We start from the raw sequence: 17,049 nt of genomic DNA, 5'->3' as shown, positions 1-17,049 counted from the left end.
CCCTATCGTCCTCCTGCGGCTTCGGCGGCGGCGCTACGCTTGAGCTCCGCCAGCGTCGAATCGGAAAGGAGTTGATCTTCGATCATTCGCATCTGTTCATGGCGCCGCGTCGGAACCATGCGTGCCGCCGAATCCGAGCGGACGACGGCGCGCGTCTCGGCCTGCGCGAGCTGGATCGGCTTGGAGGCGGCCGGCTTCACCGCCGCCGGCTTGGGCGCCGCCGGCGCAGCGACGGCGGGCTTGTCGGCCGCCTTGGGCTGAGCAGGCTCGGCGGCGGCGGGCGACGCGACCGGACTCACCATCGCCATCAGCACCGGTGCGACGTCGTTGGCGCCGCTCGCGCGCGGCAAGCGGTCGAGCGAGGCAAGCTGGCGCTCGCTCGCCAGATATTGATCGGCCGTGGGCGCCGAATAGCCGAAGCTCTCGGCATTCCACCGCTCGAGCTGGCGCATCGAGGCGCGCACCGCGAGTTCGGATTCGAGGTAGCGGATATTGTCGCGGGCGCGGCTGATCTGCTTGTCGATCTGCGCCAGTTCGCTGCGCGTCGCCGCGACCTTGAGCGACACGGGATAGAGCATCATCGCGAAGACCAGAACGAGAAGCACCAGGCCGATTCCCTGAAGCTTGCGTGCCGCCATCAACATGACATCGCCTCCTTCGTGGTGTCGCCGCCGGTCCAGGCGGGCGCCGCGGTTCGCACCGCGCTGCGCAGCGTCGCCGAGCGCGCGCGCGGATTGCGCGCTTCCTCGGCCTTGCCCGGGCGCACCTTGCGCGCCGGGGTGTCGAAAGTTGCGGCCCGCGCCGGAGGGGCGAGCGCGGGCCGGTGGCGCGAAGCGCGGGCATCGCCTCCGCTGCGTTCGCGCAGGAATGTCTTGACGATGCGATCCTCGGCGCTGTGGAAACTGACCACCGCGAGGCGGCCGCCGGGACGCAGCAGCTTTTCCGCCGCGTCGAGACCGGCCTTCAGCTCGTCGAGTTCGCCGTTGATGTGGATGCGGATCGCCTGAAAGCTCTTGGTCGCAGGGTCCTTGGGCGCGCCGGGGGGGTGACGCAGCGCCTTGCGGATGACCGCCGCCAGCTCGCCGGTACGCGACAGCGGCCGCGCGGCGACGATCGCGCGCGCGACGCGGCGCGACTGGCGCTCGTCGCCATAATGATAGAGGACGTCGGCGATCTCGTCCTCGTCGGCGCGGTTGAGCCAGTCGGCGGCGCTTTCGCCTTCCTGCGCCATGCGCATGTCGAGCGGGCCATCCTTCTGGAAGGAAAAGCCGCGTGCGTCGCGGTCGAGCTGCATCGACGACACGCCGATGTCGAAGACGATGCCGTCGATCGCGTCGATGCCGCGCTCGCCGAGCAGCCGGTCGATCTCGCCGAAGCGGCCGTGCACCAGCGTCAGGCGGCCGCCCGCCTCCTCGACCAGCGCCTGCCCTTCTGCGATCGCGTCGGGGTCGCGGTCACAGGCGATGACCTCCGCGCCCGCCGCGAGCATCGCACGGGTGTAGCCGCCAGCACCGAAGGTCGCGTCGACATGGCGCTCGTCCGGGGCGATGGCGAGCGCGGCGAGGACCTCGTCGCGGAGGACCGGATCGTGGCGGGAATCGCGGGGAAGCTCGCTCATTTGCGCCCCTTCCCCTTGGTCTCCGCCCAGTTGGCGGCCAGGCGCCGCAGCACCGGGTCGGCCTCGGCGCAGTCGGCGAGCGCCGGTAGCCACCAGATCTCGAAACGCCGGCCCGAGCCGACGAAGGCGGTCGCGCCGGCATCGCCGACGCGGTCGCGCGCGGTGAAGTTGGGAAGAAAACGCCCGCTGTCGTCGAGCGTATAGGCCTCGGTATAGCTGAAGCGCTGCTTGAACGCCTCATCCTCGTCGAAATCGAGGTTGCGCGCGAGCGCGGTGTCGCGGTCGCGTTCGATCTCGTCGGAGAGGCGGTCGTACTGGTCCTGACCATAGGCGACCAGACAGGGCAGCTTTTCGTGAAAACCGACCCAGAGCACGCGCTGACCGTCCGCATTGAGGGGCACATTGTTGCGGAACTGCGAGGGGACGGCGATGCGTCCCTTGCCATCGATCGCGGCGAAATTGGTGCCGGAGTATCGGCCCGGCGTTACAATCGCCATCGCTGTCGCCCCCGTTCTCGCGCCACCGGGCAAAACTTTCCCGACCGCGGAATCGCAGGATTCCGCGCCAATGGACTCGGGTGGAGAATGCCCCTCTCCGATTCCTGCCTACCAAGTCTCAATCGGGGTGGAAAGGGGTAAATTAGGGTGAAATAGGGAATTCAGCCCCTATTCGTCGCAAAAATGGGGCAAAACCCCTTCGCACAGGGACCATTCGACCGACACACGCCGGGCGACGGTGAAATCGTGCAAAAAGAAAAGCCTATCGGCGTCGGTTCAGGCGGCGCCGATCCAGAGCGGCCGGAACCACGCGGCACCCGCTCCGCCGCCCCGCAGCCGGGCGTCGAGCCATTCCATCGTGTCGGCGCGCCGCAGATGCGCCGCGCCAGGAAGCAGCGGCTGCCAGAGCGGCGCAAAGAGCAGGTCGGCATCGCCGACGAGCCACGCCTCGCCCGCGCCGATACGGCAGTGCGCGATCCGCGCGCCGGCGAAGGCGCGGCAGCCGGGCGGCAGGCTTTCGAAGCGGCCGGCGCTGAACAGCCGCAGCCGCCCCCCTGCCACATCGAAATCCCGCGCCCCGCGCTCGCCGAGCGGCGCGGCGCCGAGCGTCACGCCCCAATGGTCGAGTAGCGGGGTCAGCAAGCTGGTGACCGGCGGATTGCGCGGATCGCCGAGCGGATGGCGTGCCGGCCAGCCCGAGAGAGGATCGGCAAGGATCACCGCGCGGCCGCCGCCGCGCACGAAGGCATCGACCGCGACCAGATCGCGCGGTGCCAGCGCAGGCGGATGCGCGAGCAGCAGCGCGGCGCCGGACGGCGGCACATGGTCGGCCAGGCTGTCGACGAGCTGCACCGGCCCCGCAGCTTCGAGCCGCAGCAGCGCCGGGTCCTCGTCCGCCCCTTGCGCGATCATCGCCGCCATGTCGTCGCCCTGCGCCCAGCGCAGCGGCAGGCTGGTAAGCATGGTGACGGCGGCGGGGCGGGCGGTCGCCGCCGGGCGATAGAGCGTCGCCAGCAGCAGATGTCCGCCCACGAACCAGCCCAGCAGCGCCGCAATGCCCAGCAGGCACCGCACCGCCCGCCCCCGCCGCCGGACGAGCCAATCGGCGGTCAGGGCCGCGACGGCGCCTCCGCCGAAAACGAAGGCGAGTTGCCCCCATGCGACCGAATCCGCGAGCGCCCACGCCAGCGCGCCTTGCAGGACGGCTAACAACAGCAGGGCGGCGGCGGCGGCGCGGCGGCGCGCCGGAACATCCTCGCGCCGCTGCCATCCGGCGAGCAGTAGCATCGGCATCATCAGCAAGGGAAAGGCGAGCGCGGGATCGATGCGTCCGAGCACCGCCTGCCCGCCCGCGACCCAGGCGAGCGCCACCGCCAGCGCCGCGACGGCGGCGGGGCGGACCCACGCGGTCACTGTTTCTTCGACTGGCGCGCGCGCTGCAATTCGGGATCGGGTTGAAGGTCGGGGACGATCGGCGCCGCCTGCGGCACCTTCACCGATACGGCTTCATTCTCGTCCTTCGAGACGGGCTGGACCCCCAGTTCCTCGAGCGGCGCGCTGGCGGGCGGGCTCGCGGCCGCCTCGCCGGGCATCTGGACCTTGTCGGTCGCCGCGGCGCTTTTGGTCGCGCTCTCACGGGCGCGGTCGCCGATCACGCCCGCCAGCCCGACGAGCAGCAGCACGGACAGCAGCCCGGCGACGCCGATCTGCAGCCGTCGCATCGTGTCGTGCGCAGGCGTGAGCATCGCCGGGGCCGGCGGCGATGCCACCGCGGCGGCCGTTTCGATCGCGCCGGGCTTCTTCATGCCAATCCTTTGCTCGCCAGCCATTCGGGGTTGTAGAGTGTCGACAGATAGCGAAACCCGCTGTCGCACAATATGGTTGCAATGCGCTTGCCGGGGCCGAGCTGGCGCGCGAGCGCCATTGCGCCCGCCACGTTGATCCCCGACGACAGGCCGAGGCACAGCCCCTCCTCGTCGAGCAGGCGGCGCACGACCGCCAGCCCCTCGGCGTCGGAGATGCGGAATTGCGTGTCGATCGGCGCGCCTTCCAGATTGGCGGTGATGCGGTTCTGGCCGATCCCCTCCGCGACGCTCGACCCTTCGGGCTTCAGTTCGCCGCACTTGTAGTAATTATAGAGTCCGGCGCCGTGCGGGTCGGTCAGCGCGATGGCGATCTTTTCGTCCTTCGCCTTCAGGCCCAGCCCGGTTCCCGCGATCGTCCCGCCGGTGCCCGCGGCGCAGGTGAAGCCGTCGATGCGCCCGTCCATCTGGTCCCAGATCTCTTCGGCGGTACCGAAGATGTGCGATTTCCGGTTGGCGATATTGTCGAACTGGTTGGCCCAGATCGCATTGTCGGTCTCCTCGGCGATGCGGCGCGAGGTGTGGACGAAATGGCCGGGGTTGGCGAAGGGCGCGGGCGGCACCAGCACCAGCTCGGCGCCCAGGGCGCGGATCGTCGCCATCTTCTCCGCGCTCTGGTTGTCGGGCATGACGATGATCGTCTTGTAGCCGAGCGCATTGCCGACGAGCGCAAGGCCGATGCCGGTGTTGCCCGCCGTGCCCTCGACAATCGTGCCACCGGGGCGAAGGCTGCCGTTCGCTTCCGCGTCGCGCACGATATAGAGCGCCGCGCGATCCTTCACCGAGCCGCCGGGGTTCGCATATTCGCATTTGCCCCAGATTTCGCAGCCGGTTTCCTCACTCGGCCCCTTGAGCAGCACCAGCGGCGTGTTGCCGATCAGCTTCAGGCTGTTTTCCGCAATGATCATGCCCCTTGATCTAGGGCGGCCTTCGGGTCGCCGCAAGACAGCTTCGCTTGGCCCCGCCAAGCCCCGGCTTTGTCGACCAACGGGCCATGGGGTCCGACCAACGCGCGCCGACGTCGCTCACCGGGGTTGATATTGTAACAGTATATCATTACTGCGCAGTCGCAGTCAGCCACCGATAACAGGATCATCCAACTCATGCGCCTTTTCCCCTCCGCGACCCTGACGCTTGCCCTGCTGCTCTCGGCGCCCGCCTATGCACAGGATACCACCGCCCGGGACGGCGAGGATGATTTTCACACCGATCAGGCGATCGTCGTTACCGCCCCCTATGTCCGAAGCCTCGATATCCTCGGCAATATCTCGGTCTTGGAAGGCGAGAAGCTGGCGCAGGACATTCGCGGCCAGATCGGCGACAGCCTGACCAATCAGCCCGGCGTCTCGGCGACCAGCTTCTCGCCCGGCGCCTCGCGGCCGGTGCTGCGCGGGTTTTCGGGCGAGCGCGTCGCGGTGCTCGTCGACGGCATCGGGTCGATCGACGCCTCGACGACCTCCGCCGACCACGGCGTCAGCATCGACCCGCTGACCGCCGAGCGCATCGAGATTTTGCGCGGCCCCTCCGTGCTGCTCTTTTCGAGCCAGGCGGTCGGCGGAGCGGTCAACGTCTTCGATCGCCGCATTCCGCGCGGCGTTCCCGAAGAACCCGTGCATATCGACGCACTCGCAAGCTATGGCAGCGCCGCCGACGACGTCGGCATCGGCGCGTCGGTCGACGTACCGGTCAGCGGCCAGTTCGTCGTCCATGTCGACGGCAATTACCGCAATTCGGGCGACATGCGCGTCGGTGGGCTGATCTATGCCGAGCCGCTGCGCGAGCATCTGCTGTCGCTCGCCTCCGATGCTGCCGACACCGGCGACGCCGCGGAGGCCGAGCGGCTGACGAGCGCCGCCAACAGCCGCGGCCGCGTGCCGAACAGCCGCAGCACGAGCACCAGTCTCGGCATCGGCGGTGCCTTCGTGAACGACGGCGGGTCACTTGGCGTGTCCTTCGGCCATCTCGACAGCGAATATGGCATCCCGCCGCGCGCTGACCTGGGCGAGGAACCGACGATCAAGCTGCGGCAATATCGTGCCGACGTGCGCGGCGAGGTCGAACTTGGCGACGGCTTCTTCGGCAAGCTCCGGCTGCGCGGCGCCTATGGCGATTATACCCACACCGAATATGACGATGGCGTGCCCGGCACGACCTTCCTCAACAAGGGCATCGAGTTCCGCGCCGAATTCGCCCAGAACGACCGCGGCGGCTGGCGCGGCGCGAGCGGCGTGCAATATGGCTCGCGCGATTTCGCCGCGATCGGCGACGAAGCCTTTCTGCCGCGCAACGAGAGCCAGAAATATGCGCTCTTCACCCTCCAGGAATATGAACTCGGCGCCGCGACGATCGAGGCGGCGCTGCGTTACGAGCATGTCGGCATCACCGCGAACTCGATCGGCTATGATCGAGCCTTCAACAGCCTGTCGGGCGCGCTCGGACTCAGCTATCAGCTTGCCGATGGCCTGAAGGTCAGCGTTTCGGGCTCACGTAGCGAGCGAGCGCCGTCGCCCGAGGAGCTGCTCTCCGACGGCCCGCACGCCGCAACCCAGGCTTATGAACGCGGCGATCCGACCTTCGGCAAGGAAACGAGCTGGGGCGGCGAGGCGTCGATCAAGTTCAACCGCGACGGCTGGAAGGCCGGGCTGACCGGCTATGCGAGCTGGTTCGACGATTTCATCTATGAAACCGAGACCGGCGAGGTCGAGGACGACCTGCCACTGTACCTGTTCCGGCAGGACAAGGCGCGCGTCTGGGGCTTCGAGTTTGAGGGCGCCGCACCGCTCGCACAGATCGGCGGCTTCCACATCGGCGCCGACGTCACCGCCGACATGACCCGCGCGAAGATCGACAACGGTCCCTATATCCCTCGCATCCCGCCGCTGCGCATCCTCGGCGGCATCGAGGCGAACGGCGAGCGCCTCGATGTGCGCGCCGAGGTCGAATGGACCGACGACCAGAATCGCATCGCGCAGTTCGAGACGCCGACGAAGGGCTTCACTTTGGTCAACGCCTCGATCAGTTGGCGTCCGCTGCCCGAAACGAAGAATCTGTCGCTGACGCTCGCGGCGAACAATATCTTCGACGTCGACGCGCGGCGCCACGCGAGCTTCACCAAGGATTATGTGCCGCTGCCCGGCCGCGACATCCGACTGACCGCGCGCGCGAGTTTCTAGGAATCCGACGCCCCGGCGAAGTCCGGGGCGTCGGCCTTTCTCAGGACAGCATCGCCATCCCGCCATTCACGTGGATGGTCTGCCCGGTGACATAGCCGGCTTCCCGCGACGCGAGATAGACGACTGCCGCGGCGATATCGCTCCCCTCGCCCATCCGGCCCGCCGGGATGCGCTGGTTGAGCGCTTCCTTCTGCGCCTCTGGCAGCACCTCGGTCATTGCGGTGGCGATGAAGCCCGGCGCGACGCAGTTCACGGTGACATTGCGGCTCGCCAGTTCCTGGGCGAGCGCCTTGGTCATGCCGGTGACCCCGGCCTTCGACGCGGCATAATTGGCCTGCCCCGGATTGCCCGTCGCACCGACGACGCTGGTGATCGAGACGATCCGCCCGAAGCGCGCCTTCATCATCGGTTTCGCCGCGGCGCGCGCGAGGCGGAAATTGGCCTCGAGGTTGATGCGGATCACGTCGGACCATTCCTCGTCCTTCATCCGCAGGATCAGATTGTCGCGCGTGACCCCGGCGTTGTTGACAAGGATATCGAGCTGCCCCAGCGCCTCGACCGCCGAGGGCACGAGCGCATCGACCGCCGCCGCATCACCGAGGTTGCAGGGCAAGGCAACATGGTCACCGCCGAGCGTATCGCGAAAGGCATTCAGCTTGTCGGCGTTGGACCCCGAAACCGCAAGCCGCGCGCCCTGCGCCGCGAGCGCCTGCGCAATGGCGGACCCGATGCCGCCCGAAGCGCCGGTGACGAGGGCGGTCATACCGGTGAGATCGAACATGAGATTTTCTCCTGAAATCGCTTGAATCAGAGCGCCTTGAGCAGTGCCTCGATATCGTCCATCGAGATCACGCTGACCGTCTCGACCTCTCCGCTCGCGCTGCGCTTGACCATCGGCGAAAGGACCTTGCCGCCGAGCTCGACGAAGCGGTCGACGCCGATGCCTTCCATCGCGCCGACGCTTTCGCGCCAGCGAACGCGGCCGGTGACCTGCTCGACGAGGAGGCTGCGGATCGTCGCAGCGTCGCTCACCGGGCTGGCCGTCACATTCGCGACCACCGGCACCAGCGGCGCCGCGGGCGGGTTTGCGGCAAGCGCCTCCGCCATCGCGTCGGCCGCGGGCTGCATCAGCGGGCAGTGGAAGGGCGCCGACACCGGCAGTAGCACGCCGCGCTTGATCCCGAAGTCCTTGACCAGCGCAACCGCGCGCTCGACCGCACCCTTGTGGCCCGAGATCACGACCTGCGACGGGTCGTTGTCGTTGGCGACGGTGCAGACTTCGCCCTCGGCCGCAGCATCGGCGAGCTTCTGCGCGGTGTCGATATCGGCGCCGAGCAGCGCCGCCATCGCGCCGACACCGACCGGCACCGCCGCCTGCATCGCCTGCCCGCGCGTCTTGAGGAGGCGTGCCGTCGTCGCGAGGTCGAAGGCCCCCGCGGCGCAGAGCGCCGAATATTCGCCGAGGCTGTGGCCCGCGACATAATCGGCCGCGGCGGCGAGCGTCACGCCCCCTTCCTTTTCGAGAACCCGCAGCGTCGCGACTGCATTCGCCATGATCGCGGGCTGGGCGTTTTCGGTGAGGGTCAGCTCGCTTTCCGGTCCCTCGCTCATCAGCTTGAAGAGATGCTGGCCGAGCGCTTCGTCGACCTCCTGAAACACCTCGCGGGCCACCGGCGAGGCATCGGCGAGCGCCTTGCCCATGCCGACCGCCTGACTGCCCTGCCCCGGAAAGATGAATGCGCGCATGACAAACCCCTGATCGTCATCCCAGCGCAAGCTGAGATCGGTTGCGTCCTGACTCCAGCGATCCCGGCTTTCACCGGGATGACGGATTTCGATGGCCGCGCCTATTCGCTCACCCGGCGCGATGCAAGCCGAAGGGAACGACCTTGTTCGCTGCGTCGTGGCCGATGTCCGCCCGGCCGAGCCACGGGATGCCGGTGCGGGTGCACCAGTCGCGCGCGATTGCCTCGACTTCGGCGCCGAACGGGCGGTCGTTCTCGGGTACGTCGCTGACGCGCCCGAGCCGCAGCCCCGCCAGTCCGCGCGGTGCGAGGCAGGAGGCGACGTGAAAGAAGGCGCGGTCGAAGGCATAGAGATATTCGCTCACTTCCTCGACCAACAGGATGTGGCCCGACAGGTCGGGTTCGAGCGGAGTGCCGAGCAGCATCGACAGGGTCATCAGGTTGAAGGCGGCGTGGCGCGCGCCGTGCGGGAGGCCGCCCTCGCACGCCGCCGGATCGCGCGCCACGAGCCAGTCGAGCGCGCGCGTCACCGCCGCATCGCCGCCTTCGCGGCGGATGTCGGCGACCATCGGCCCGTGCGCGACATGATCAAACCCTTCGCGATAGAGGCAGCCGAGCAGATTGCCCTGGTCCGAATAGCCTAGGAACGCCTTGCCGCGCGCCGCGTCGGTCATCGCCGCGACCGCCTCCTGCGCGATGCGGCACGCCCCATAGCCGCCGCGCGCGAACCACACGGCGTCGATATCGGGCCGGTTCGCCATCTCGACCAGCGCGGCAAAGCGATGCCCGTCCTCGCCGGCGAAATGGCCGTGCACGGCGAAACATTGCTCGTCGAAGATCAATTCCACCCCCGGATAGCCGAGCGCCGCGATCGCGCGCACGGCCTCGGCATCGTCGGGGAGGATGGGGGTCGAGGGGGCGACGATTCCGATGCGCATGACTTAAAACTACCCCAAGATCCATTCGCATCGAGCGAAGGCGAGATGCCCCCGGCCTTGCGCCGTCCCGCAGGGTATCTCGACTTCGCTCGACACGAACGGAATTCGCGATGGGTGCCGGTTGCAAACCCTTCGTCAAGGCCATAACGCGCCGCCATGGCCGAAAACAAATCCTATTTCTTCTGCGGCATCGGCGGCTCCGGCATGTTGCCGCTGGCGATGATCGTCGCGGCGCGCGGCGCGCGCGTCGCGGGCTCCGATCGCAGCCGCGATCAGGGACGCTCGCCCGACAAGTTTGCCTCGATCGAAAGCCATGGCATCGCGCTCTTCCCGCAGGACGGCAGCGGCGTCGCAGCGGGCCAGACGCTCGTCGCCTCGGCGGCGGTCGAGGACAGCGTGCCCGACGTCGCGGCGGCGAACGCGCTCGGCCTGCTCCGCCTGACGCGCGCCGACCTCAACGCCGCGCTGTTCAACGCGGCGGAGCGGGCGATCGGCATCGGCGGGACGAGCGGCAAGTCAACCGTGACCGGCATGATCGGCTGGATTCTCGACCGCGCCGGCGCCCGGCCGACGGTGATGAACGGCGCGGTCATGCGCAATTTCGCCGACGAGGCGACCCCCTTCGCCAGCGCGCTCGTCGGCGACGCGACCACCTACGTCAGCGAGGTCGACGAAAGCGACGGGTCGATCGCGCTCTATCGCCCCGATGTCGCGGTGGTCACCAACATCAGCCTCGACCACAAGAGCCTCGACGAGTTGCACGGCCTTTTCGGCGATTTCGCGGACAAGGCGCGGGTCGCGGTCGTCAACGCCGACGATCCAGAATCCGCGCCGCTGCTCGCGGGCGGCAAGGTCCTGCGCTTCGGCTTTTCGGACGCAGCAGCGGTACGCGGCAGCGATTTCGAGCCGCGCGCCGACGGCTGCCGCTTCACCGTCCATTTCGCCGGTGATCGTCACGACGTCCGGCTGCGGATGCCGGGCCGCCACAATGCGATGAACGCCCTCGCCGCGATCGCCGCGGCGCGCGCGGTCAACATCCCGGTGGCGCAATCGGTCGCCGCGCTTGCCGACTTCGCGGGACTCGCGCGCCGCTATGAAGTGCTCGGTCAGGCAGCCGGCGTCACCGTCATCGACGATTTCGCCCACAACCCCGACAAGGTCGCCGCAACCCTCGCCGCAGTCGCCGAACTGCCAGGCCGCGCCCTGCTCTTCTTCCAGCCGCACGGCTATGGACCGCTCCGCCAGATGGGCAAGGAACTGGCGGCGAGCTTCGCGCAGGGCATGCGCACCGGCGACCGGCTGTTCGTCAGCGACCCCGTCTATTTCGGCGGCACCGTCGACCGCAGCACCGGCAGCGAGGCACTGGTCGCCGATATCGTCGGCGATGGTGGCAACGCGGTGCATCTGACGACCCGCGCCGAATGCGGCGCCGCGATGCTGGACGAAGCAAAGCCCGGCGACCGCATCCTGATCCTCGGCGCGCGCGACGATACGCTCACCGAGTTCGGGCGGGAATTGCTGGAAAAGCTGGCGGATCGCGCTTGATTTTCGCCTGCGAATCTGTATAGGCGCCCGCATTCGGGGCGAGGCCTTGTGCCGGTCGCCCCGTTTGCTTTGCACGAATAGGCAAAGCCGGACGACAGCCGGAGGGGTTTCGCGATCGGCGCGGAATCAGCGATCGGCCAAATCGAAGGAAGCGCAATCATGCCGTTTTACGAGCATGTCTTTATCGCGCGTCAGGATCTGAGCCAGGCTCAGGTCGATGCGCTGGCGGAAACCGTCACCAACGTCATCGGCGAATATAAGGGCACGGTCCACAAGACCGAAACCTGGGGCCTGAAGCAGCTCGCCTACAAGATCGCGAAGAACCGCAAGGGTCATTACGCGATGCTGTCGGTCGAAGCGCCGGGCGAAGCCGTCGCCGAAATCGAACGCCAGGCGGCGATCAACGAAGATATCATCCGCTGGCTGACCATCCGCGTAGACGAACTCGAAAAGGGTCCGTCGGTGATGATGCGCAAGCAGGAACGCCGCGGCGGCCGTGGCCGCGACAGCGAGAATTAAGGAGCGCAAGACAATGGCACGACCCTTTTTCCGCCGCCGCAAGACCTGCCCCTTCAGCGCGAAGGACGCACCGGTCATTGATTACAAGGACGTCCGCCTGCTTCAGGGTTACCTGTCGGAGCGCGGCAAGATCGTCCCGTCGCGGATCACCGCGGTGTCTACCAAGAAGCAGCGCGAGCTGGCGAAGGCGATCAAGCGCGCTCGCCACATCGGCCTGCTCCCCTACATCGTGAAGTAAGGAGGGCGGTTCGATGGAAGTCATCCTGCTCGAACGTATCGAGAAACTGGGCGGTATCGGCGACGTCGTCACCGTCAAGAACGGCTTTGCCCGCAATTTCCTGTTGCCCAACAACAAGGCGCTGCGCGCGAACGACGCCAACCGCAAGGTCTTCGAAGCTAACCGCGCGAAGATCGAGTCCGACAACGCCGAACGCCGCACCGCCGCCGAAGGCCGTGCCAAGGACATCGACGGCAAGCAGGTCGTCCTGATCCGCCAGGCGTCGAACACCGGCCAGCTCTATGGCTCGGTATCGGTGCGCGACATCGTCGACGCGCTGGCCGAGGACGGCGTCGAAGGCGTCACCAAGGCGATGGTCGAACTCGAACGCCCGATCAAGTCGCTCGGCCTGTTCGACGTCAAGGTGAAGCTGCACCCCGAGGTCGCCTTCACCGTCGGCGTCAACGTCGCGCGCTCGCCCGACGAGGCCGAGATGCAGAAACAGGGTATCGATGTCATCGCCGCGATGTTCGAGGAAGAACAGGCCGCAGCAGCAGCGCTGGCGCTCGAACCCGACAGCGAGGACGAGATCGAGGAGGGCACGTCCCCGTCGGAAGCCGTTGCCGAGGCAGGCGAAGCCGCCGCGGACGAGGCCGGCGAGGAGAACGAAGAGGCCTGAGGCCCCTTTCCTTCTTTCGAGAAACGAAAAAGGCTCTGGAACCCTCTTGGTTCCAGAGCCTTTTTCATTCCAGCGCGTCGTTTAGGTCCGTTCTGGCACGCGATTCCATCAATAGCCCATCAGGCTCAGCACTTCCTTGCGGCTGAGTTGGTCGTGAAGGAAGCAGCCGAGGAGGCGGCTCGTCACCATGCCGACGCCGGGGGTGCGGACGCCGCGGCCGGTCATGCAGCCGTGCTGCGCGTCGATCACCACCGCGACGCCCTGCGGTTGCAGATGGTCCCAGATGCATTGCGCAACCTCGGCCGTCAGGCGTTCCTGCACCTGAAGACGACGCGCATAGCCGTTGAGGACGCGCGCGAGTTTCGAAATGCCGACGACGCGGTCCTTCGGCAGATAGGCGATCGACGCCTTGCCGGTGATCGGCGCCATATGATGCTCGCAGTGCGACTGAAAGGGAATGTCGCGCAGCAGCACGATCTCGTCATAGCCGCCGACCTCTTCGAAGGTGCGCGACAGATGCACCGACGGGTCCTCGGCATAGCCCTGGCAATATTCCTTCCATGCGCGCGCGACGCGCTTCGGCGTGTCGCGCAACCCTTCGCGCGCCGGATCGTCGCCGGCCCACTCGATCAGCGTCCGCACCGCGGCCGTGACATGATCGGGAACGACGATCTTGCCGTCTTCCCCAAGCTCGGCGTCGTGCGTCATGCCCCCCTCTTTCACTGTTGCTTTCATGTCGCACATGTCGGGGCGATCGGCACGATACGCAACCCCACGCGAACAAGAATTTCGACCCCTCCCACAAGTTTACGTTGCGGAATCGGGACTTTTTTCATCCCCGAACTTGCGCGGTTTCTTGCGGGTTACGCCGCAAAACAAGTGACTTGACGCTTTCGTAAAGTCGGCGCACCCTAAAGTCCTTACAGAGCCCGCCCAAGCGGGCCGTAATCCGGAGAGGCCGGCGTTCATCCCCGACGCCGGTGGGAGAGGACGATGACCAGCGTAGCTGGCAGGTGGGACTTGGTCCGGCAAGCGGCCCTTCGGGGCCGATGCTCGCTGCCGCGCGCGGGCGCATCCCCTCCCCTTACCGCAAACTGACCATTTGGGCGGCCCGCACCCGCGGGCCGGAAAAGGGAGGATATAGATGAAGTTCAACGCACTGATCGGCTCGTCGGTTCTGGCGATGGCGGTGGCCACGCCCGCCTTTGCGCAGGACGCGAATGATACGACACGCGATGCCTTTGGCGGCGAGATCGTCGTCACCGCGCAGCGCCAGTCGGAACGCCTGCAGGACGTGCCGATCGCCGTCAGCGCCTTTTCCTCCGAAGCGCTCGAAGCGCAGCAGATCAAGACGCCGTCGGACCTGCAACTGACGCTGCCCAACGTCACCTTCACCAAGACCAATTTCACCGGCGCGAGCTTCACGATCCGTGGCATCGGCGACCTGTGCGTCGGCACGACCTGCGACAGCGCGACCGCGATCCACCTCAATGGCGACCCGCTGTTCTCGACCCGCCTGTTCGAGACCGAATTCTTCGACCTCGAACGCGTCGAGGTGCTGCGCGGCCCGCAGGGCACGCTGTTCGGCCGCAATGCGACCTCGGGCGTGGTCAATGTCATCACCGCCAAACCCAAGCTCGGCGTCTTCGAAGGCTCCGCCGAAGCCGAGTATGGCAATTATGATTCGATGAAGGGCAAGGCGATGGTGAACATCCCGCTGGGTGACACCGCGGCCCTTCGCGTCGCCGGCATCTATCTGAACCGCGACGGCTATACCAAGAACACCTTCCTCAATACCCGCATCGACGACCGCGACCTCTATTCGGTGCGCGGCTCGCTACGTTGGGAACCGACGTCGGACACGACGGTCGACCTGCTCGCATCCTATTTTCACGAGCGGGATCAGCGGACCCGCATCCAGAAACAGCTCTGCCAGCGCGACCCGACGGGCATTCTGGGCTGTTTGAACAACCGCCGCGACAGCGCCCCCTTCAACGGCAACGCGACCTTCACCGCAGCGCTGACGTCCAAGGAATTCCTGGCGACCCAGGGCATTCCGGCGGCGTTCGCGCTGGGCAGCCTCTATGGCCCCGATGTCTATGCCGGAACGACGATTTCGAGCGACCCCAGGGAGGTGAAAACCGCCTTCACGCCCAATTATTTCACCAGCGAACTGACGCTGCAAGGACGCGTCGATCATAATTTCGGCCCGGTGTCGCTGCAGGTTTCCGGCCAGTATCAAAAGATCAAGCTGGAAGCGCAGCAGGATTATAACAGCAATGTCGGCGACCGGTCGCAATATGCGGCGGCGTTGAACACACTGGCATTCTTTGCCGCCAACGGTATCCCGACCGGCCTTCCGTCACCCGCCCCGGCCTTTGTTCCCGGCTCGGCCGCCTATTTCGCACCCGTCGCCGCGGCCCTCATCCCTGACGGTCCCAATGGCGTTCTTTGCACCTCGCAATCGGACGATAGCGGACGCGGCGTGTTCGGCGGCAACGGCATTTGCAGCGACCAGTCGCTGCAATTCGACCGGTCGAACCAGTATAATACCAGTTGGTCGGCCGAGGCGATCCTGTCCAGCGACCTCGACGGGCCGTTCAACTTCCTGCTCGGCGGCATCTATGCCAACTATCACCTGACCGAGAACAGCTATTATGTGAACGCCTTCCCGATTGATTATCTGGCGGGTGTGCTGGGCGCCTTTTCGTCCTTCTCCAACGGCCTGCCGCCGTCGGTCCTGGGACAGCCCTTTTTCCGCAACAACACCGACGATTTGAAGATCAAATCCTATGGCTTGTTCGGCGAGGCCTATTTCGAAGTCACCGACCGGCTGAAGCTGACCGCCGGCCTGCGGTACAACAATGACAGGAAGAGCGTCCGCGCCCGGTCGCTGCTGGCCAGTTCGAACGGCAATATCTTTGCCCCGCACGGCTTTAGCGGCGACCTGTTCGATACGCCCATTGGCGCGGATTTCGACGGCGACAGCGCGACGGAGTGCACGGCAACCTCGCCCGTCGGCCCCGTCGGCTCGGTGCCGGGTTGCGAAGCCTTCCAGAGCCGCAGCGTAGGCTATGAAAAGATGACGGGGCGCTTCGTGATCGACTACAAGATCACCGACGACAATCTCATCTATGCCTCTTACTCGCGCGGTTACAAATCGGGCGGCATCAACCCGCCGCTGCAACCGGTCTTCGCCGTGCCCGAATCCTTCAAGCCCGAACAGGTCGATGCCTTTGAAATCGGGTCGAAGAACAGCTTCGGCAACGGTGCGCTGCAACTGAATGCGACCGCCTTTTACTATAAATACAAGGATCTTCAGCTCAGCAAGATCGTGGCCCGCACCGCGGTCAACGACAATGTCAGCGCCGACATCTATGGCTTTGAGGTCGAAGGCATGGTGCGCCCTGACCCCGACTGGGTCATCAACCTGGGTTTCAGCTATCTGCATACCAAGGTCACCGACGACAAGTTTACCAGCAATCCGCGTGATTTCGGTGGCGGACGCGAAGACGCCGTCATCATCAAGGACATCACCAACGGCGCCAACTGTGCCGTCGGATCGACGTCGGGGAGCGTTGCCGGCGTCAATGGCTTTGTGAACACGGTGAACGGCGTCATCAATGCGGGCCTCGTTCCCGGCTTGCAAGGCGGCGCCGGCCTGCAAGGCACCACCGCTTTCCCGGCAGACGGCGGCATCGCGTCGACCGGCGCCTATGGCATTTGCGCGGTGCTCGGCGCCGCTGCGAGCGGTGCCTTTGTTCCGGCGGGTCTCGACCCCGCGGCCTTCGGCGGAATCGAGTATTTCTCCGCCGGCGTTCCCGTGAACATCAAGGGCAACAAGCTGCCGCAGGCGCCGAACTACAAGTTCAGCGCCGGCGTGCAATATACGGCGCATCTGGGCGGAGACATGACGCTCACGCCGCGCTTCGACCTCGCCTATACCGGCGACAGCTATGGCAGCATCTTCAACGGCAACGTCAACAAGATCCAGGGCTATGCCCAGGTCAACGCGCAGGTGCAGCTCAACGGGGCCGACGACAAATGGTTCGTAAAGGGGTTCATCCAGAACATCTTCGATGCCAACAGCGTCACCGGCCTCTACATCACCGACCAGTCGTCGGGTAACTACACCAACATCTTCACCCTCGAACCCCGGCGCTATGGCATCGCGGCGGGTGTGCGCTTCTGACGACGGACCGGCAGTAACGCCAAACGGAAAACCCCGGCCTCTCTTTCGAGAAGCCGGGGTTTTC

16 protein-coding genes are annotated in these 17,049 nt (G+C 66.4%); 6 read left to right on the top strand and 10 right to left on the bottom strand.

Translation table 11 applies throughout. The annotated features are described in order from the left end of the window. Nucleotides 1–2: 2 nt before the first annotated feature. The 6 genes from FHR21_RS12910 to FHR21_RS12885 all read right to left on the bottom strand — a co-directional run bounded on the left by FHR21_RS12910 (nucleotide 3) and on the right by FHR21_RS12885 (nucleotide 4,885). Nucleotides 3–644, bottom strand: coding sequence for a hypothetical protein (locus FHR21_RS12910; protein WP_184098939.1), 642 nt, complete (start codon nucleotides 642–644; stop codon nucleotides 3–5). Further along, the gene (gene rsmH, locus FHR21_RS12905) at nucleotides 638–1,618 is read right to left on the bottom strand and encodes a 16S rRNA (cytosine(1402)-N(4))-methyltransferase RsmH (RefSeq protein WP_184098937.1); all 981 of its coding nucleotides are present in this window, start codon (nucleotides 1,616–1,618) and stop codon (nucleotides 638–640) included. Before rsmH ends, FHR21_RS12910 begins: the two co-directional genes overlap by 7 nt. Then, nucleotides 1,615–2,115 carry a division/cell wall cluster transcriptional repressor MraZ gene (locus tag FHR21_RS12900; RefSeq protein WP_184098935.1) on the bottom strand — a complete coding sequence of 167 codons (501 nt, stop codon included), beginning with the start codon at nucleotides 2,113–2,115 and terminating at the stop codon, nucleotides 1,615–1,617. Before FHR21_RS12900 ends, rsmH begins: the two co-directional genes overlap by 4 nt. A 276-nt stretch (nucleotides 2,116–2,391) precedes the next feature. Next, entirely contained in the window at nucleotides 2,392–3,528 is a 1,137-nt protein-coding gene (locus tag FHR21_RS12895) for a Gldg family protein (protein ID WP_184098933.1), read from the bottom strand. Further along, the gene (locus FHR21_RS12890; protein WP_246427204.1) at nucleotides 3,525–3,920 is read right to left on the bottom strand and encodes a hypothetical protein; all 396 of its coding nucleotides are present in this window, start codon (nucleotides 3,918–3,920) and stop codon (nucleotides 3,525–3,527) included. Before FHR21_RS12890 ends, FHR21_RS12895 begins: the two co-directional genes overlap by 4 nt. Further along, nucleotides 3,917–4,885: a cysteine synthase A gene (locus FHR21_RS12885; protein ID WP_184098931.1), complete on the bottom strand. Its 969-nt coding sequence runs from the start codon at nucleotides 4,883–4,885 to the stop codon at nucleotides 3,917–3,919. The genes FHR21_RS12890 and FHR21_RS12885 overlap by 4 nt, the downstream gene beginning before the upstream one ends. 195 nt (nucleotides 4,886–5,080) lie before the next feature. Between FHR21_RS12885 and FHR21_RS12880 the strand changes: the two genes are divergently transcribed. Next, complete coding sequence (locus FHR21_RS12880) at nucleotides 5,081–7,150, top strand: TonB-dependent receptor (RefSeq protein WP_184098929.1); 2,070 nt, start codon at nucleotides 5,081–5,083, stop codon at nucleotides 7,148–7,150. A gap of 40 nt (nucleotides 7,151–7,190) precedes the next feature. Here the strand turns inward: FHR21_RS12880 and fabG are convergent, their stop codons facing one another. From fabG to FHR21_RS12865, 3 genes are all read right to left on the bottom strand, one after another. Further along, the gene (gene fabG, locus FHR21_RS12875; RefSeq protein ID WP_184098927.1) at nucleotides 7,191–7,931 is read right to left on the bottom strand and encodes a 3-oxoacyl-[acyl-carrier-protein] reductase; all 741 of its coding nucleotides are present in this window, start codon (nucleotides 7,929–7,931) and stop codon (nucleotides 7,191–7,193) included. A 26-nt stretch (nucleotides 7,932–7,957) separates the two neighbouring features. Then, nucleotides 7,958–8,896, bottom strand: coding sequence for an ACP S-malonyltransferase (gene fabD, locus FHR21_RS12870; protein ID WP_184098925.1), 939 nt, complete (start codon nucleotides 8,894–8,896; stop codon nucleotides 7,958–7,960). Nucleotides 8,897–9,005: 109 nt separating this feature from the next. Further along, nucleotides 9,006–9,833, bottom strand: a complete 828-nt coding sequence (locus tag FHR21_RS12865) for an LD-carboxypeptidase (protein ID WP_184098923.1) — start codon at nucleotides 9,831–9,833, stop codon at nucleotides 9,006–9,008. Nucleotides 9,834–9,989: 156 nt separating this feature from the next. On the opposite strand from FHR21_RS12865, the gene FHR21_RS12860 reads away from it, so the two are divergent. The 4 genes from FHR21_RS12860 to rplI all read left to right on the top strand — a co-directional run bounded on the left by FHR21_RS12860 (nucleotide 9,990) and on the right by rplI (nucleotide 12,793). Further along, nucleotides 9,990–11,378, top strand: coding sequence for a Mur ligase family protein (locus FHR21_RS12860; RefSeq protein WP_184098920.1), 1,389 nt, complete (start codon nucleotides 9,990–9,992; stop codon nucleotides 11,376–11,378). Between the two features lie 159 nt (nucleotides 11,379–11,537). Next, nucleotides 11,538–11,897 (top strand): 30S ribosomal protein S6, encoded by a 360-nt coding sequence (gene rpsF / locus FHR21_RS12855; RefSeq protein ID WP_184098918.1) that lies wholly within the window; start codon nucleotides 11,538–11,540, stop codon nucleotides 11,895–11,897. Between the two features lie 13 nt (nucleotides 11,898–11,910). After that, the gene (gene rpsR, locus FHR21_RS12850) at nucleotides 11,911–12,135 is read left to right on the top strand and encodes a 30S ribosomal protein S18 (RefSeq protein ID WP_003040094.1); all 225 of its coding nucleotides are present in this window, start codon (nucleotides 11,911–11,913) and stop codon (nucleotides 12,133–12,135) included. Nucleotides 12,136–12,148: 13 nt separating this feature from the next. Beyond that, nucleotides 12,149–12,793, top strand: a complete 645-nt coding sequence (rplI, locus tag FHR21_RS12845) for a 50S ribosomal protein L9 (protein ID WP_184098916.1) — start codon at nucleotides 12,149–12,151, stop codon at nucleotides 12,791–12,793. A 108-nt stretch (nucleotides 12,794–12,901) separates the two neighbouring features. Here the strand turns inward: rplI and folE are convergent, their stop codons facing one another. Beyond that, nucleotides 12,902–13,501, bottom strand: a complete 600-nt coding sequence (gene folE, locus FHR21_RS12840; protein WP_184098914.1) for a GTP cyclohydrolase I FolE — start codon at nucleotides 13,499–13,501, stop codon at nucleotides 12,902–12,904. Between the two features lie 436 nt (nucleotides 13,502–13,937). Here folE and FHR21_RS12835 point away from each other — a divergent pair, with 436 nt between their 5' ends. Next, entirely contained in the window at nucleotides 13,938–16,985 is a 3,048-nt protein-coding gene (locus tag FHR21_RS12835) for a TonB-dependent receptor (RefSeq protein WP_184098912.1), read from the top strand. The last annotated feature ends 64 nt before the right edge of the window (nucleotides 16,986–17,049 follow it).

Source organism: Sphingopyxis panaciterrulae (genome assembly GCF_014199295.1).
GTDB lineage: Bacteria > Pseudomonadota > Alphaproteobacteria > Sphingomonadales > Sphingomonadaceae > Sphingopyxis > Sphingopyxis panaciterrulae.
The sequence above is the reverse complement of the archived record's forward strand: the minus strand, read 5'-3'. Positions and strand labels throughout refer to the sequence as shown.